The sequence below is a fragment of the Sphingomonas sp. genome (assembly GCF_048594985.1).
In the GTDB taxonomy this organism is placed as follows: domain Bacteria; phylum Pseudomonadota; class Alphaproteobacteria; order Sphingomonadales; family Sphingomonadaceae; genus Sphingomonas_I.
Map to the genome: position 1 here is coordinate 1 of NZ_JBMDXG010000326.1, position 16,853 is coordinate 16,853.

Annotated in this window: 13 protein-coding genes, 1 tRNA gene and 1 pseudogene; 8 read left to right on the forward strand and 7 right to left on the reverse strand. The window is 67.4% G+C overall.

Annotated features, from left to right (window positions below; genetic code table 11):
• The coding region (locus ACOJSF_RS13340; RefSeq protein WP_420142685.1) for a tyrosine-type recombinase/integrase at window positions 1-436 on the forward strand (436 nt) is incomplete at its 5' end.
• A gap of 90 nt (window positions 437-526) precedes the next feature.
• On the opposite strand, the gene ACOJSF_RS13345 is transcribed toward ACOJSF_RS13340, so the two are convergent.
• From ACOJSF_RS13345 to ACOJSF_RS13360, 4 genes are all read right to left on the reverse strand, one after another.
• Window positions 527-603: transfer RNA gene (locus ACOJSF_RS13345), tRNA-Pro, on the reverse strand.
• A 28-nt stretch (window positions 604-631) separates the two neighbouring features.
• On the reverse strand, window positions 632-4,126 hold the full coding sequence (locus ACOJSF_RS13350) for an error-prone DNA polymerase (protein WP_420142686.1): 3,495 nt from the start codon (window positions 4,124-4,126) through the stop codon (window positions 632-634).
• Window positions 4,123-5,631, reverse strand: a complete 1,509-nt coding sequence (locus ACOJSF_RS13355) for a Y-family DNA polymerase (protein ID WP_420142687.1) — start codon at window positions 5,629-5,631, stop codon at window positions 4,123-4,125. Before ACOJSF_RS13355 ends, ACOJSF_RS13350 begins: the two co-directional genes overlap by 4 nt.
• Window positions 5,552-6,298 carry an ImuA family protein gene (locus tag ACOJSF_RS13360; RefSeq protein WP_420142688.1) on the reverse strand — a complete coding sequence of 249 codons (747 nt, stop codon included), beginning with the start codon at window positions 6,296-6,298 and terminating at the stop codon, window positions 5,552-5,554. Before ACOJSF_RS13360 ends, ACOJSF_RS13355 begins: the two co-directional genes overlap by 80 nt.
• Before the next feature lie 108 nt (window positions 6,299-6,406).
• Here ACOJSF_RS13360 and ACOJSF_RS13365 point away from each other — a divergent pair, with 108 nt between their 5' ends.
• The 7 genes from ACOJSF_RS13365 (at window position 6,407) to ACOJSF_RS13395 (ending at window position 11,860) form a co-directional block, all read left to right on the forward strand.
• Window positions 6,407-6,814 carry a TIGR01244 family sulfur transferase gene (locus ACOJSF_RS13365; RefSeq protein WP_420142689.1) on the forward strand — a complete coding sequence of 136 codons (408 nt, stop codon included), beginning with the start codon at window positions 6,407-6,409 and terminating at the stop codon, window positions 6,812-6,814.
• 54 nt (window positions 6,815-6,868) lie between these two features.
• Window positions 6,869-7,306: a PaaI family thioesterase gene (locus ACOJSF_RS13370; protein ID WP_420142690.1), complete on the forward strand. Its 438-nt coding sequence runs from the start codon at window positions 6,869-6,871 to the stop codon at window positions 7,304-7,306.
• The gene (locus ACOJSF_RS13375; RefSeq protein ID WP_420142691.1) at window positions 7,303-7,719 is read left to right on the forward strand and encodes a PaaI family thioesterase; all 417 of its coding nucleotides are present in this window, start codon (window positions 7,303-7,305) and stop codon (window positions 7,717-7,719) included. The genes ACOJSF_RS13370 and ACOJSF_RS13375 overlap by 4 nt, the downstream gene beginning before the upstream one ends.
• The gene (locus ACOJSF_RS13380) at window positions 7,719-8,117 is read left to right on the forward strand and encodes an EVE domain-containing protein (protein ID WP_420142692.1); all 399 of its coding nucleotides are present in this window, start codon (window positions 7,719-7,721) and stop codon (window positions 8,115-8,117) included. The genes ACOJSF_RS13375 and ACOJSF_RS13380 overlap by 1 nt, the downstream gene beginning before the upstream one ends.
• A gap of 157 nt (window positions 8,118-8,274) precedes the next feature.
• Window positions 8,275-9,444: a PepSY-associated TM helix domain-containing protein gene (locus ACOJSF_RS13385; protein WP_420142693.1), complete on the forward strand. Its 1,170-nt coding sequence runs from the start codon at window positions 8,275-8,277 to the stop codon at window positions 9,442-9,444.
• Window positions 9,441-9,668, forward strand: a complete 228-nt coding sequence (locus ACOJSF_RS13390) for a hypothetical protein (protein ID WP_420142694.1) — start codon at window positions 9,441-9,443, stop codon at window positions 9,666-9,668. The genes ACOJSF_RS13385 and ACOJSF_RS13390 overlap by 4 nt, the downstream gene beginning before the upstream one ends.
• An 8-nt stretch (window positions 9,669-9,676) precedes the next feature.
• The gene (locus ACOJSF_RS13395; protein ID WP_420142695.1) at window positions 9,677-11,860 is read left to right on the forward strand and encodes a TonB-dependent receptor; all 2,184 of its coding nucleotides are present in this window, start codon (window positions 9,677-9,679) and stop codon (window positions 11,858-11,860) included.
• A 57-nt stretch (window positions 11,861-11,917) separates the two neighbouring features.
• On the opposite strand, the gene ACOJSF_RS13400 is transcribed toward ACOJSF_RS13395, so the two are convergent.
• The 3 genes and pseudogenes from ACOJSF_RS13400 to ACOJSF_RS13410 form a co-directional block, all read right to left on the reverse strand.
• Window positions 11,918-13,468 carry an efflux transporter outer membrane subunit gene (locus tag ACOJSF_RS13400; RefSeq protein ID WP_420142696.1) on the reverse strand — a complete coding sequence of 517 codons (1,551 nt, stop codon included), beginning with the start codon at window positions 13,466-13,468 and terminating at the stop codon, window positions 11,918-11,920.
• Window positions 13,468-16,623, reverse strand: a complete 3,156-nt coding sequence (locus ACOJSF_RS13405; protein WP_420142697.1) for an efflux RND transporter permease subunit — start codon at window positions 16,621-16,623, stop codon at window positions 13,468-13,470. The genes ACOJSF_RS13400 and ACOJSF_RS13405 overlap by 1 nt, the downstream gene beginning before the upstream one ends.
• A gap of 6 nt (window positions 16,624-16,629) precedes the next feature.
• Window positions 16,630-16,853 (reverse strand): annotated as a pseudogene (locus ACOJSF_RS13410) (efflux transporter periplasmic adaptor subunit); the annotation flags it as partial.

Consider the following 16,853-nt stretch of genomic DNA (forward strand, 5'->3'; position numbering starts at 1 on the left):
TGCGATCATCTGGAAGACCGCAAAGAGCCGGGGGAAGAACACCGCGCGCATCCCGCTCCTGCCTGAGGCACGCGAGTTGCTTGGAAAGATTAAGGCCCGCCAGGAGGCGGCGATGGCGGCGCGCCGGAAGGACAAGCGCACCGAGCTCCCGCCGAACGTGTTGCTGAACAGCTATCTGCGACCGTGGACAGCCATGGGCTTTGGCAGCCGCTTCAATGACCAGAAGATTGCGTCGGGCATCGACAAGCATCTCCACGATCTGCGCGGGACGTTCGCGACGCGGTGCATGATGGCCGGCCTGACGGATCAGCAGATTGCGGACATCCTCGGCTGGTCGACCAAGGACGTGGCGTCGATTCGAAGCCGGTACGTGGACCAGACGCGGGTGGTGATCGCCATCGGCGAAATGCTATCGAAAGGGGTTGCGGCTCAATGACAATCTGGGCGAAAATCGCGGGCAGAGCTCCGCCTCGGTGTAAACCGAATGTAAACCGCGAAAACGCGGCCGAGATTTTTGGCGGATTTCTGGTCGGGGAGACAGGATTCGAACCTGCGACCCCCTGGTCCCAAACCAGGTGCGCTACCAGCCTGCGCCACTCCCCGACGCGATGCGCTTAGCCGAGGTTGCGCTTCAGTGAAAGTCGCGGCTGGCCGGCAGGATGCGAACATTGCGCGGATGCCGACGGCCACCCGATCCTTGAGCGGTGTGGACCGGGTGCGCGAAGGCGTCGGCGCGCAGCGGATCGAGGCGCGGCGCATGATCCTCGGACAGGCGTGCAAGATCAGCGGTGCGGTCGACGACGTGCGCGCCCATCAGGTGGAGCACGCCTTCCTCGCTCTTCTGGACGACGCCGTGCACCTCCATCAGGCGGGAGGCCATCACCACGCGGCGATATTTTTCGAAGTCGCGCGCCCATAGAAGGACGTTGACGATGCCCGTCTCATCCTCGAGCGTGATGAAGATCGCCTTGCCCTCGCCCGGGCGCTGGCGGACCAGCACCACCCCCGCCGCCCGCGCGCGGCGCCCGTCCCTGAGCATCGCGAGTTCCGCCGCGCTGCGCACGCCTTCGCGCCGGAACAGGTCGCGCAGGAAGGCCATCGGATGTCCTTTCAGCGACAGGCGCGTCATCTGATAGTCGGCCACCACCTCCTCGCTGTCGGGCATGACGGGCAGGCGCGCATCCTCCTCCTCGCGCAGTTCGCGCGCGTCGGCGGCGGCGAAGAGGGGGAGGGCATCGGCCGGCGTGCGCCGCACCGCCCACAGCGCCTGGCGGCGATCCGGCCCGAACGAGGCGAAGGCGTCGGCATCGGCCAGCAGGCGGAGCGCGCGGGGCGGCAGGCCGCCGGCGCGCGCCAGCGCCTCGATCCGTTGCGTAGGCTCCCCGGTCTCGATCCGATCGCGCGCCGCGACGATTGCGTCGGCCCATGCCTGCTTGAACCCGCCGACCTGGCGGAAACCCAAGCGGACGGCGGGCCTTTGCGCGGTGCGCTCCAAGCTATTGTCCCATCCGCTGTGCAGCACGTCGACGGGGCGGACCTCGACATCATGCGCACGTGCGCAGCCGACGATCTGCGCCGGGGCGTAAAAGCCCATCGGCTGCGAATTGAGCAGGGCCGCGCAGAAGGCGGCGGGATAACGCTTCTTCAGGTAAGCCGAAACATAGACGAGGACGGCAAAGCTCAGCGCGTGGCTTTCGGGAAAACCGTAGCTGCCGAACCCTTCGATCTGGCGATAGCAGCGCTCGGCGAAATCGCGTTCGTAACCGCGCGCCGTCATGCCGTTGACCAGCTTTTCGCGGAAATTGTCCATCCCCCCGACCCGGCGGAAGGTCGCCATCGACCGGCGGAGCTGGTTCGCCTCGGACGGCGTGAAGCGCGCGGCGGTGATGGCGAGCTTCATCGCCTGTTCCTGGAACAGCGGCACGCCACAGGTCCGCCCCAGCAACTGGTGCAGTTCGTCAGCCGCCCCATGGCCGGGGTGCGGCGAGGGGAACTCCGCCTCCTCCAGCCCGGTACGACGGCGAAGATAGGGGTGGACCATGTCGCCCTGGATCGGGCCGGGGCGAACGATCGCGACCTGTACGACGAGGTCGTAGAATTCCTTGGGCTTCAGGCGCGGCAGCATGTTCATCTGCGCACGGCTTTCCACCTGGAACACGCCGATGCTGTCGCCGGTCTGGAGCATGCCATAGACGTCCGCCTGCTCCTTGGGCAGGCTGTCCAGCGTATAGTCGGCGCCGCCAAGATCGCGGATCAGGTCGAACGCCTTGCGGATGCAGGTCAGCATGCCGAGCGACAGGATATCGACCTTCATCAGCTTGAGCGCGTCGATATCGTCCTTATCCCATTCGATGAAGGTCCGGTCCTCCATCGCGGCGTGGTGGATCGGGACCGTCTCATCCAACCGGTCCTCGGTCAGGACATAGCCGCCGACATGCTGCGACAGATGGCGCGGGAAGGGGGCGTCGAGCAGCGCCTTCACGAAATGGTTGAGCCGTTCGATCTCGGGATTATCGAGGCTGAAGCCGGTCTCGCGGAAGCGGCTCTCCTCCATCTTGTTGGAAAAGCTGCCCCAGACGGTGGAAACGAGGCGGGTGGTGACGTCCTCGGTCAGGCCGAGTGCCTTGCCGACCTCGCGCACCGCCGAGCGCGAGCGATAGTGGATCACCGTCGCCACGATGCCCGCGCGATGGCGGCCGTAGCGGCGGTAGATATGCTGCATCACCTCCTCGCGCCGCTCATGTTCGAAATCGACGTCGATGTCGGGCGGCTCGTCGCGCTCCTCGGACAGGAAGCGTGAGAAGAGCAAATTGTGCGCGGCGGGATCGATTGCGGTGATGCCGAGCAGATAGCAGACCATCGAATTGGCGGCCGATCCACGCCCCTGGCACAGGATCGGCGGCTCCTGCGCACGCGCGAAGGCGACCACGTCGTGCACGGTCAGGAAATAATAAGCGTAGTTGAACTTACGGATAAGGCGGAATTCCTCCGCGAGCATGGCCAGCACCTTGCGCGGCACGCTGCGCCGTGACCATTTCTTGCGCGCCGCTGCGACGACGAGGTGCTGGAGCCATTTCTGCGGTCGCCAGCCCTCCGGCACGGGTTCGTGCGGATATTCGTAGCGCAGATCGGCGAGGTCGAACCCGATCCTCGCGTGGAGGGCCAGCGCCTCCGTGATCGCTTGGGAATGGTCGCGGAACAGGTCCGCCATCTCGTCCGCCGACTTGAGGTGGCGTTCGGCATTGGCCTCCAGCCGCCGTCCGGCTTCGGGCACGGTCAGGGCCAGCCGGATGCAGGTCAGCACGTCGTGCAGCGCGCGATCCCCGGGCGCGGCATAGAGTACGTCGTTGATCGCGATCAACGGCACGCCGCCCGTGCGTGCGGTGCGGGCGAGGCGGGCAAGGCGGCGGCGGTCGTCGCCCGCATGGCGGTTCGCTGCGCCGAGCCAGACGCGACCCGGCGCGGCCCGGCGCAGGCGCTGGAGCAGGCGGACAAGCGCCTCCTCTGCGTCGGCGGGCGGGGCGAAGCGGATCGGGAAGGGCAGGATCGTGCCGCGTTCCTCGCCTGCGATGATCGGCTGGTCGGGCGCGAGCCCTGATCGATCCAGTGTGGCCGGGGGGGGCGGGGGCGGATCGCGGCCATCCGGGAGGTAGGTCTGCTTGCCGTCGGGCCGCGTGATCCCTTCGCCCTCGCGGCGGGTACTGTGCGGCAGGACGATCAGCAGCAGGTCGTCGAGAAATTCGAACAGGTCCGCCAGATGCAGCACGCAGTCGCCCTTGTCCGCGCGTAGATTGCCGCGTGAGAGCAGGCGGCACAGCCGGCCCCAGCCGCGCCGCGTCTCGGGATAGGCGATGATGTCGGGCGTGCCATCGGCGAAGACCAGCCGCGCGCCCGTCACCAGCTTGAAATCGGGCGGGGGCTCGGGAAGCGTCTCATGGCATCCCGCTTTGGCGTCGCGCAGCGCCGCCCACACGCGCACCACGCCCGCCACCGTATTGCGGTCGGCGATGCCGAGCCCGGCATGGCCGAGCGTCAGTGCCCGCGCCAGTAGATCCGATCCATGGCTGGCGCCATGCAGGAAGGAGAAGTTGGTCGCCGCCGCCAGTTCGACATAGGCCGGTCTCATGCGAACAGGCCGTGCAGATACCAGACGGGCGTGGTCGCTTCGCGCTGCTGGAGGCCGTGGCGGAACAGCCAGAAGCGGCGGCCCTGCCTGTCCTCGACCCGGTAATAATCGCGGGTGCGGCCGCCCCGGTCGCGGCGCAGCCACCATTCGGTCGCGATCCGTTCGGGCCCTTCCCATGCCGCGACCTCGTGCGCCTGCCCGCGCCAGGTGAAATGGCGCGGAGGTCCCTCCGGCAAGGCGTAGGTGACCTGGATCGGCTGGGGCGGATCGAACAGGCGGAGCGGGCGCAGCGGCGGCTCACCCACTGTCGGGACAGGCCAGTCGGGCGTGGCGGAGGGCGAGGCGGGGCCCACCGCGCATTCGGGGATATGCCGGTCCAGCGGGCGCACGCGCTGGACGCGCTGGGGGCCGAGCCGCGCGACGAGGCGGTCGACCAGCGCATCCAGCGCCTCCTCCTCGCGCCGGGGGGCGAGGTGATCCTCCTGGCGCGGTGCCAGCGGCTCTGTCTGGCGCACGTCGAGCCGGATCAGGTCGAAGCCGAATCCGGGATCGATCGGATCGGCCAGCGCGTCGATCCGCTCGCGAAACAGGCGGGCAAGCAGGGCCGGATCGCGCGTGGGGCGTCCGGTGCCGATTTCGACCCCCACCACCCGGTTGTCGGTGCGGAAGAAACGCGCGGCGAATTGGCGCCCGCCCTCGTGCCGTTCGAGCAGGATCGCTGCCGCCTGCGCCCCCAATTCCTCCAGACAGGCCAGCGCATCCTCGACCCGGCCGATCGGCTCGGCGAAACGGCGCAGCGCGAAGACGGGGGGCAGGGGGCGTTCGGGGCTGATCCTCTTATCCTCCTCGCCGAGCAGGCGGGCGAGGCGGAGCGGCAGATCGCCGAAGCGCGCGGCGAGCATCCGGCGCGGGCGGCTCGCCAGTGCGCCGATCGTCTTGAGCCCTGCCCGCCGCAACGCCAGCGTAGTCGCCGGATCGGCCTCCAGCGCTTCCACGGGAAGATCGCGGAGCGCATCCCCCCCGTTGCCGAACCGGGCCAGCGCACGCGCCTGTTCGGGGGTGTCGCCACAGGCGAGACGCGCGGTGACGCCGCCTTGCTCGAGCCGCGCGGACAACTCCCCGCACAGTTCCGTTTCGCCGCCGAAGAGATGCGCGCAGCCGCCGATGTCGAGGATCGCGCCATCGGGCGGCTGGCTTTCGACCATCGGCGTATAGCGTGCGCAGCCCGCCGCCACGCGCGCGAGCAAGGCCGCCTCGGCCGCATGATCGCGTTCCACCGCCCGCAATCCGGGAATCCGCGCGCGGGCATCGGCCAGCGTCAGGCCCGGCGCGAGGCCCGCTTTCAGCGCTGCCCGCGACAGCGCGGTCAGGCGGATGACATTGGCCTGCCGATCGGTGAACACCACGAGCGCTCCGGGATCGTCCTCACCCGACATCCGCCAGATGTCCGCCGCCAGCATCGGCAGGAACAGCGCCAGGTAACGGCGCGAATCCGGCGCGGTCACGGTCCCATTCCATCCGCAGATGTGGAAGCGGCCGCCCGCCCCGATGGCGGAGCAGTTCGGCGTGGAAGGCGGGCGCACCCGGCGCATCCGCTTCCAGCCACGCCGAGGAAGCGGCCGCGATGCGCCAGCGGGTCGTGGCGGCTGACGGCATGCACGGGTCGGCGGGATGCAGCAGGATCGTGGTGGTGCCCGATCGCTCGGCGAACAGGGTCAGCCGACGCGTGGCGGTCAAATCGAACCCTGCGGACTCCTGCGGCGCGATCACCGCCGCGCCGACAGCGGTCGATCGCGCCACATCGCCCGCCGTGCGCAGCAGTGCCGTCGCGTCGGGCGCACGCACCAGCAGGAAGCGACCCGGCTCCAGCCCGAGTTCGGCAAGCCCCGGCCCATGTAGCAAGCCGTGTCGCCGCGTGGCCCGCTCCTCCGTGATCCACACGATTGGGCCGGGGCCGGCCGCGCGCCGCGCGAGCATCAGCGCAAAGCCCGTGGCGCTGCCTGCATCGGCGATGTCCGCCGGCCAGATTTCGTGCAGCCGCGCGCGCAACGGGCCGCCCCCAAGAATCGTATCGATCGCCTCCGCGCCGAAGCCGAAGCGCGCGGCAGCGGGCACCACGCCGAAACCGGACAGATGCGCGCGGAGCGCGGGCAGGGGGAACGACTCGTTCATGCATGTTCGCTAAATGTTCTTATGCCACAACATCCCGAACGCGAGTCAAGCGGGGCTGTTCCGGCGCGTGCCAGCCGCTAAGAGCGGCCCATTCAAGGAGACTCGCTGATGTTCCGCACGCTCGACGACCGCGTTTCCGTCTTCGGTCAGATCACCCCCGACGATGTCGCGGCGGCCAAGGCGCAGGGCTTCACCGCGATCGTCAACAATCGCCCCGACAACGAGCAACCCGGCCAGCCGGCGGGCGCCGAGATCGAAGCGGCGGCGCGCGCCCACGGGCTCGATTACGTTGCCATTCCGGTCGATCATTCGGGCTTTGGCGATGCCCAGGTGGCGGCGATGGCGGAAGCGCTGGACGGAGCGGACGGGCCGCTCCTCGCTTTCTGCCGATCGGGTACGCGATCGACCTTCCTGTGGGCGCTGGCCCGTGCACGTGCCGGCGCGGACGGGGACGAGCTGATCGCCCGCGCGGCGGCCGCAGGCTACGATATCGGGGCGATCCGCGCCGCGCTCTGACACCCGGCGTCATCCGCCTTGCCGCTGTCATGGGGGTGCCATATGCGTCGCGGCATGATCCCGCCCGACCCGGCCCCCTTCGATCCCGCCGCCGCGCTTGCGCAACGCCGCGACGGGCACATCGTGGCGCTCGGCCTGCGCTATGTCGCGCATGGTGAGGATTGGTGCGAACTTGCGCTGGATTATGACCGGCGTCTCGTTTCCGATGGGACGAGCGGCATTCTCGCCTCGGGTCCGATCGTGTCCTTGATGGATACGGCGAGCGGGTTCGCCGTCTGGGTCAAGCGCGGGGCCCTCCTGCCGCAGGCGACGCTCGACCTCAGGATCGATTATCTTCGCCCCGCCCGGCCGGGCACGACGGTCAGCGGCCGGGCCGAATGCTATCGGCTCACGCGCCGTGTCGCCTTCGTGCGCGGTGTCGCGCATGACGGCGACGCCGCCGATCCGGTCGCGCACCTGGCCGGAACCTACATGCTGACCGACCCGGCATGACCGGCGCGGTCGCCCTCCTGCCCTATGCCGACTTCCTCGGCATCCGCATCGCCGGCGAGCGAGACGGCACGCCGTTGCTGCTGATGCCTCGTTCCGAGGGGTTGATCGGCCTGCCCGACCGCCTGCATGGCGGCGCGATCGCCGGACTGCTGGAAATCGCCGCGATCGCCGCAATCGACGCCACGCTGGAAGATGGCGAGCAGGCGCGATCGATTTTCAAGCCGATCACCGTGACGGTCGATTTCATGCGCCCGGGCCTTCCCGCCGACACCTATGCGTGCGGGACGGTGGTGCGGGTCGGCGGGCGGATCGCCAACGTGTCCGTGTCCGCATGGCAGGACGATCCGGGGCGCGTCATCGCGGCGGCGCGGATGAACCTCGCCATCCGTACACCCGATCGGATCGAGGATTGATGCGACACTGGCTCCTGAAGTCCGAGCCCGCCTCCTATGGCTGGGACGATCTGGTCCGCGAGGGGCGGACCGAATGGACCGGCGTGCGCAACCATGCCGCCGCCGCCAATCTGCGCGCCATGACCGAGGGCGATGAAGCCCTGTTCTACCACAGCGTGACCGGGCTCGAAGCGGTGGGGATTGCGCGCATTACGCGTGTCGCCGCGCCCGATCCGACCAACGAGGCGTGGGTTTCGGTGGAGATCGCACCCGTGCGGCCGCTCGACCGGCCCGTCACGCTGAAGGAGATGAAGGGCGATGCGCGGCTCAAGGACCTTGCGATGATCCGCCAGTCGCGCTTGTCGGTCAGCCCCGTGCCCGATGCCGAATGGGATGCGATCCTCGACTTAGCCCGATAGCGTAACGACGGCACGACCCGCCGTCGGCCGCCTCGCTCGCCGGCAACCTTCGCCTTTCCCGTCGGCCAGACGCGCCGACGTTTGCGCTTGCCATCGCCGCCAAAGCGCTTATCGCCAATATGATAATGCCTCGCAGTAACGTAACCTTGGTTTGGCTATGACCCGCCAGTCCGTCCGTGCGTGGCTGTTCGTGCATAAATGGTCGAGCCTCGTCTGCACGGCCTTCCTGCTCATGCTGTGCCTCACCGGCCTGCCGCTGATCTTCCATGACGAGCTCGACGCGCTCGCTGACGGCCAGCCGGCAGCCGCGCGATCGAACCTGGCTTCATCGGGCGAAGGGCCGGGCCTGCTGCCGCTGGACGTGATGCTCGAAAAGGCCCTGGCGGCGCGACCGGGCGAGGTGCCGCTCTTCATGGCATTCGACAATGATGCGCCGTCGATGACCATCACCACCGGCCCGCGCCCCGACGCGCCGGGGCGCGAGATGACGATCCAGCTGTTCGATCGCACCACTGGCGCGCCGACCGGCGTGGCGAATGAAAGCGGGGTGATGGCGTTCCTGCTCCAGCTTCATACCGACATGTTCCTCGGCCTGCCGGGCATGCTGTTCCTGGGCCTGATGGGCTTCCTGTTCGCGGTCGCGCTCGTATCAGGCGTGGTCCTCTATGCGCCCTTCATGCGCAAGCTGCCCTTCGGCACGCTCCGCACGGCGCGCAGCAGCCGATTGAAATGGCTGGATTATCATAATCTGCTCGGCATCGTCGGCCTCGCCTGGATGATGGTCGTCGGGGTGACGGGGATCATCAATGCGCTGGTCACGCCGATCACCCGTGCCTGGCAGGCAACCGAGCTCGCGGAGATGACGGCGGCCTATGCCGGCCGGGCGCCCTTGCCCCCGGCGCGCTACGGATCGCTCGATCGCGCGATGGCCGCCGCGCGCCGCGCCATCCCCGGTGTGAAGCCGCAATTCATCGCCTTTCCGGGCGGCAAATTCAGCAGCAAGCATCATTATGCGGTGTTCTTCCAAGGTTCGACCCCGCTGACGGAGCGGCTGCTGACCACCGCCCTGATCGATGCCGAGACCGGCGCGCTCACCGACGCGCGGCCGATGCCGTGGTATTACCGGGCGCTGTCGCTCTCACGCCCGCTTCACTTCGGCGATTATGGCGGGCTGCCGCTCAAGCTGCTGTGGGGCGTGCTCAACCTGTTCACGATCGTCGTGCTCGGTTCGGGCCTCTATCTCTGGCTGGGCAAGGGGCGCGGTTCATCCGACGATCGCGTGCGCGAGGTCGAAAGCGGCGCGGCGACGCTGGCGGTGCGCCCATGAACGCCACGCGACGCTCGTCCCGCCAGCGAACGCTCGGAACCATATTCGCGGTGCCGCTGGCGATCGGCCTGCTGTGCACGATCGGCCTGATCGCCGCGCTGACCGGCGACGGCGCGCGCGATGCCGTTTCCTGGGCCGCTCTCGGCGCTCCGGTGGCGGTCGTCGGGTGGGCGATGCGTCGGTCGCGAGCAACTGTTCAGACAAGAAGGGGAAAATCCCGATGACGGGAAATGTGACGCGTAAATCCACCATTCGTCCGATGGCCCGGCTGCTCGCGGGGCTGTGCATGCCGGCGTTCGCCACGGCCGCATCGGCGCAGGCGCTGGACGAGGATGTCGTCGTGACCGCGCAACGCGTCAACGAAACGCAGGTCGAGCGGGCGGGTAACCTGGGCGCGCTCGGCAACAAGGCGGCGGAGGACGTGCCCTTCGCGATCAAGAGCTATAACAGCGCGCTGATCCTCAATCAGCAGCCGCAGACGCTCGGCCAGGTGCTTGAAAACGATCCGTCGGTCCGGACCTCCTATGGCTTCGGCAACGCGGCGGAGCAGTTCGTCATTCGCGGCTTCGGGTTGGCGGGGGACGATGTCGGCTTCGACGGTCTCTACGGCATCGCCCCGCGCCAGCTTATCGCGCCCGAACTCTATGAATCGGTGCAGGTGCTGAACGGCGCCAGCGCCTTTTTGAACGGCGCGGCGCCGGGAGGATCGGGCATCGGCGGTAGCGTCAATCTCGCACCGAAGCGCGCCGGCGCCGATCCGCTGACGCGGGGGACCGTGAATTATGCCTCGAGCGCGCATGTCGGCGGCAGCTTCGACGTCGCGCGGCGCTTCGGCGGCAATGGCGAATGGGGCGTACGGATCAACGGCGCCGCCCGCCGCGGCGACGTAGGGATCGAGGACGAATTCCGCAGCGCCTACGTCGTCGGGGGTGCCATCGACTATGACAATGGCCCGCTCCGCCTCTCGCTCGATCTGGCGTACCAGCGCGTCCACGTCCGGCATATGCGGCCGAAGCTGCGGGTGAACGGCGTGATCCCGCGCGTGCCCAAGGCCGACGTCAATTACGGCCAGGACTGGCAATATACGACGCTGCGCGATGTATTCGGCCAGTTTCACGCCGAATATGACGTGACCGAAAACGCCACCTTCTACGCCGCGATCGGCGCGCGCGACGGATCGGAGAAGGGGATCTATAGCACCGTGACGCTGACCGACGCGGTGACCGGCGCGGCCAATGTCTCCAGTTCCTACATCCCGCGCACCGACAATAACGAGGCAAGCGTGGCGGGCTTGCGCGTGAAGCTTGCCGCCGGCGGCGTCAGCCACGAGGTCAATTTCGGCGGCTCGGCGACGTGGCTGGTCAACCGCAACGCCTACGAATTCTATGCCACCTCCCCGGGATTGACGAACATCTACGATCCGGTCGCTTTGCCGATGTCGGCTACGGTTTCCTTTTCCGGCGGCGACCTGGAGGATCCCTTCCCGATCTCGCGCACGCGGCTGACGAGCGCGTTCGCCTCCGACACGATCGGCCTATGGGACGATCGCATCCTGCTGACCGCCGGCCTGCGGCTCCAGACGATCCGGACGAAATCCTATTCCGCCGTGACCGGCCAATTGACCGATACCTATGACGAGGATGCCGTCACGCCGGTCTTCGGCCTGATCGTCAAGCCGGTATCGGGGGTGTCGCTCTATGCCAACCGGATCGAGGGATTGGTGCAGGGCGCGACCGCGCCGATCAGCGGCGCGAACCCAAGCGGGGGCGATCCCCTGCCGGTGAGCAACGCCGGCCAGATCCTCTCGCCCTTCACGTCGAAGCAATATGAAGTCGGCGGCAAATATTCGACCGCCGGCCTGACCGCGAGCCTCGCGCTGTTCCAGATCGATCGCGAGACATCGATCCTGCGCATCGATGGCGACCGTCCCGGCTTCCTGGAATTCGGGCCGTTCGGCATCCAGCGTAATCGCGGCATCGAGCTTAGCATGGAAGCGGAGCCGACGCATGGACTCCGGATCATCGCGGGCGGAACGGTGATCGACGCCAAGATGCGCCGCACGCAGAACGGCGTGAACCAGGGCAATGATGCGATCGGCGTTCCGGAATATCTGGTCAACGCGAACGCCGAATGGGATCTGCCCTTCATCCCCGCCCTGACCCTTACCGGCCGCATCGTCCAGACGGGCAAACAGGCGGCGAGCCTCGACAACAGCCTGTATCTATCGAGCTGGACGCGCTTCGACATCGGGGCGCGCTATGTCGCCGTGGTCCAGGGTAAGCCGGTGACGTTCCGCATCCTGGTCGATAACGTCGCGAACAAGCGCTACTGGGCTTCCGCTTTCGACGCCTTCCGCCCGGACCTCCTCCAGGGGACGCCGCGCACTTTCAAGCTGTCGGTCTCGACCGACCTCTGACGACAGCTGGAGATGGGGCCGGCAGCCGAGCGCTGCCGGCCCCAATTCAACGGCCGATCAGGGCTGGCGCGTCGACAGCCCGCCGCCCAGCGCGCGATAGAGCGTGATCAAGTTCGATGCCGCGATCACCCGCGTGTCGACCAGTTCAAGCTGCGCGCCGTACAGCGTGCGTTGCGAATCGAGCGTCGTCAGGAACGGATCGACACCTGCGCGATAGCGTGCGTCCGACAGCCGATACGCCGTATCCGCCGCGCCTACGCGGCTCACGCGCGCCGCCACCTGCTCGTCGATCGTGCCGCGCTGCGCCAGCGCGTCCGCCACTTCGCGGAAGGCGGTCTGCACGGCGCGTTCGTACGTGCCGAGCGCCGCGTCGCGGCTGGCCTTCGCATAGCGCAGGTTGGCGGCATTGCGCCCGAAGTCGAAGATCGGCAGCGTCGCCGAAGGCACCACGCTCCACACCCCCGTCCCGCTGCCGAACAGGTTGGACAATTCGGTGCTGAGCGTTCCCGCAGAGGCGGTGAGCGAAATGCGCGGGAAGAAGGCCGCCCGCGCCGCGCCGATATTGGCATATTGCGCGATCAGCTGATGCTCGGCCTGAAGCACGTCGGGACGACGGAGCAGGACATCGGACCGGATGCCGGCCGGCAAGTCGGTCAGCGTGACCGCCCGGTCGCCTAGAGCCGTCGGAAGCGCATCCGCCGGCAGGGTGGTCCCCGCGAGCAGATTGAGCGCATTCTGATCCTGCGCGATCTGCGCGGTCAGCGCCGCAATGTCGTACCGCGCCTGATCGTAGCTGGTCTGCGCCTGGCGAACCTCCAGTTCCGACGCAACGCCGGCCTTGAACTGCGCCTGGGTCAGGTTCAGCGATTCGCGGAAGCTGCCGAGCGTATCGCGGGCGATGCGCAGGCGATCCTGATCGGCCGCCATCGTCAGCCAGGCCGACGCGGTTTCGGCGATCAGCGTGATCCGCGTGGCGCGCGCGCCTTCCTCGGTCGCGAGATACTGCTCCAGCGCGGCACGGGTCAGGTTGCGGACACGGCCGAACAGATCGATCTCGAATGCCGAGAAGCCGGCATTGACCGAATAGATTTCGAACGTGCTGTCCCCTGACGTCGCCACGGCGCCGCCGCCACCGACGCCGGTATTGGGGCCGCCGCCACCCACGCCGCCCCCAGGGACGGTGCCGCCCCCGCCCGTGCCGCCGCCCGGCGTCGTGCCGCCTCCGCCGGGGACACCGCCTGCGCCCGCGACTCCGAACGGGTTGCGCTGGATGGAAACCGATCCGCTGGCATTGAGCGTCGGCAGCCGATCGGCGCGCTGGACGCGATATTGCGCCCGGGCCTGCTCGATATTCGCGAGCGCGATACGCAGGTCCCGATTGTTGGCAAGCGCGGTATCGATCGCCCGGCGTAGCCCTTCATCCAGGAAGAAGTCCTGCCACGCGATGTCGGGCACGGCCGTCGTTTCGGGCTGGGCGGGGTAGGGGCCCCCGCTGGGAAGCGACGTCGGCACCGCCGATGACGGGCGATGATAGTCCGGCGCGAGGTCGCAGCCCGACAGAGCGAGCGCGGCGATGGCGACGCCGGCGGTGAGAAGGGTACGCTGCATCAATGTGCCTCCCCCTGGCGTGCATCGCCAGTCTGGGCCTCATCCTTCCGCCGGTTGAACAGGCGTTGCACCACGACGAAGAACATCGGCACGAAGAAGATTGCTACGACGGTTGCCGTGAGCATGCCGCCGACCACGGCGCGGCCGATCGCGTTCTGCCCGCCTGCGCCCGCGCCGTTTGCGATCGCCAGCGGGAACACGCCGAAGATGAAGGCGAAGCTCGTCATCAGGATCGGGCGGAGCCGAAGCTTGGCGGCCTCGACCGCTGCATCGAAGGCGTTCATGCCCGCGCGCAGCCGCTCCTCGGCGAATTCGACGATAAGGATCGCATTCTTCGCCGACACGCCGATCGTGGTGATCAGGCCCACCTGGAGGTAGATGTCATTGTTGAGCCCGGTGAGGCTTGCCGCCAGCAGCGCGCCTACGACGCCCAGCGGCATCACCAGCATCACCGCGATCGGCACCGACCAGCTTTCATACAGCGCCGCCAGACACAGGAAGACGATCAGCAGCGACAAGCCGTACAGTGCGGGTGCCTGACCCCCTGAGAGCTTTTCCTCATAGCTGAGCCCGGTCCAATCGAGCCGCGTTCCCGGCGGCAGCTTGGCCTGCATTTCCTCCATCGCCTTGAGCGCGGCACCCGAGGCGACGCCCGGCGCGGGCTGGCCGAGGAGTTCCATCGAAGGCTGTCCGTTATAGCGCGTCAGCTGCATTGGCCCGTTGTGCCACGAGGTGGTGGAAAAGGCCGTGAACGGCGCCATCGTCCCATCGGAGCTCCTCACGAACAGGTCACCAAGGTCCTCGGGCGCCAAGCGGTACGGGGTATCGGCCTGGACGTAGACGCGCTTGACCCTGCCGCGATCGATGAAATCGTTGACGTACGTGCCGCCCCAGGCAGTGGCGATCGTGTTGTTCACGGTCGCGAGATCCAATCCCAAGGCGCGCGCCTTGTCCTGATCGACTTGCACCTTCAGCTGCGGAGCGTCGTCGACCGCGTTAGGGCGTACCCCCACCAATTGCTTGTTCTGAGCTGCCATGCCGAGCAGCTGATTGCGCGCGGCGAGCAGACGCTCATGTCCTATGCCGGCTTCATCGACCAGTTGCAGGTCGAAACCGGTGGCATTGCCCAGCTCCTGCACCGCCGGCGGGATGACGGCGAAGATAAGCCCGTCATTATATTGGGCAAACCTTCCCATCGCCTTCGCCACGATGTTCTGGGCGCGGTTTTCCGCGCCGGGGCGGTCCTTCCATTCCTTCATCGGCATGAAGGCGATGCCGTTGCTCTGGCCGTTGCCGGCGAAGCTGAAGCCATTGATCGTGTAGACGCCGCGGATCGCCTCGCCCGCATTTTGCAGGAAGTGGTCGCGGATCAGATCAAGGCCCTTTTGGGTGCGGGCGGTGGTGGATCCGGGCGGGCCCTGAACCAGCGCGATCATCACGCCCTGGTCCTCATCGGGCAGGAAGCCGGTCGGCAACCGCCAGAACAGGAAGACCATGCCACCCACGATCATCGCATAGATCAGCAACGACCGTTTCCACCGCCGTGCGGTCGACTTCACGCCTCGCTCATAGCGGTCGCGGCCCCGGTCGAAGTTCTTGTTAAACCACCGGAAGAAGCGCGCGAACAGGCCATTGCCCTCGGCGTGATTAGGATCGTGCGGCTTCAGGATGGTGGCACACAATGCCGGGGTGAGGATCAGCGCCACCGCGATCGACAGCACCATGGCGGACACGATCGTGATGGAGAACTGCCGATAGATCACGCCGGTCGAGCCGCTGAAGAAGGCCATCGGCAGGAACACCGCCGAAAGCACGGTCGCGATACCGATCAGCGCGCCCGTAATCTCGTCCATCGACTTGCGCGCCGCTTCCCGCGGACTGAGATGCTCCGTCGTCATAAGGCGTTCGACATTTTCGACCACCACGATGGCGTCGTCGACCAGCAGGCCGATCGCCAGCACCATGCCGAACAAGGTGAGCGTGTTGATCGAATAGCCGAAGGCCGCCAGAACCACGAACGTGCCCGTCAGCACCACCGGCACCGCGATCGTCGGGATCAGGGTGGCGCGGAAGTTCTGCAGGAACACGAACATCACCAGGAAGACCAGAACCACGGCTTCCACCAGCGTGTGGATCACCTGCTCAATCGACAGCCGCACGAAGGGCGAGGTGTCGTAGGGGAAGATGACCTTGACGTCGGGCGGGAAATCCCTGGCGAGCTCGGTCACCCGCTCCTTGACCGCCGTCACCGTGTTGAGCGCGTTGGCGCCAGGTGCCAGTCGCACCGCGATACCGGACGCGGGCTTGCCGTTCCACTCCGCGCTGAACGTATAATTCTCGGCCCCGATCGCGACGCGTGCGACGTCGCGCAGCCGGACCACCGAACCGTCGGGATTGCTCTTCAGCCGGATCTGGCCGAACTCTTCAGGGCTGGTCAGCCGCGAAGAGACGGAGACGGTGGCGTTGAGCATCTGCTCCTTCGGCGCCGGCTGCGCGCCAAGCTGGCCGGCCGAGACCTGTGCGTTTTGAGCAGTCACGGCCGCGGTGACATCCGCCATCGTCAGCGCGTAATTGTTGAGCTTCAGCGGATCGACCCAGATCCGCATGGCATATTGCGAGCCGAAGATCTGCGTTTCGCCCACTCCGGTCACGCGCGCGAGCGGATCCTGGATGCGGGAAGCGACGATATCCGCCAGGTCGTCCGCGTCGTGCTGCCCGGTTTCGGAATAGACGCCGACGTAGAGCAGGATGTTCTGCGTCGACTTGTTTACGATAATGCCCTGGCGCTGCACTTCCTGCGGCAACAGCGGCGTCGCTGCCTGCAGCTTGTTCTGGACCTGAACCTGCGCGATGTCCGGGTTGGTCCCCTGATCAAACGTAACCGTGATCGTGACCGTACCGGCCGAGGAGGACGAGGACGAGAAGTAGCGGAGGTGGTCGATGCCCTTCAGCTGCTGCTCGATGATCTGGGTGGTCGTGTTTTCCAGCGTCTGCGCGTCCGCACCCGGATAGGTCGCGGTGATCGCGACGGCCGGCGGCGCGATTGCCGGAAACTGCGCGACCGGCAGGCTGCGGATCGCCAGAATGCCCGCCAGCATCACGACGATCGCAATCACATAGGCAAAGATCGGGCGATCGATAAAGTAACGCGACATGGTGGCTTACTTTCCTGCCGGAGCGGTAGCGCCGGGTTGAGCCCCAGAAGGCGTGCCGGGCGTCCACGGCACCGGCTTCACGACGGAGCCGGGACGCAGCATCATCGCGCCGGCCAGCACGACCCGGTCGCCCGGCTTGAGGCCGCCCGTCACGAGCCACTTGTCGCCGATCGTGCGTGGCGCCGTGATCTGGCGACCCTCCAGCTTGTCCCCGGCGCCCACCACCAGCG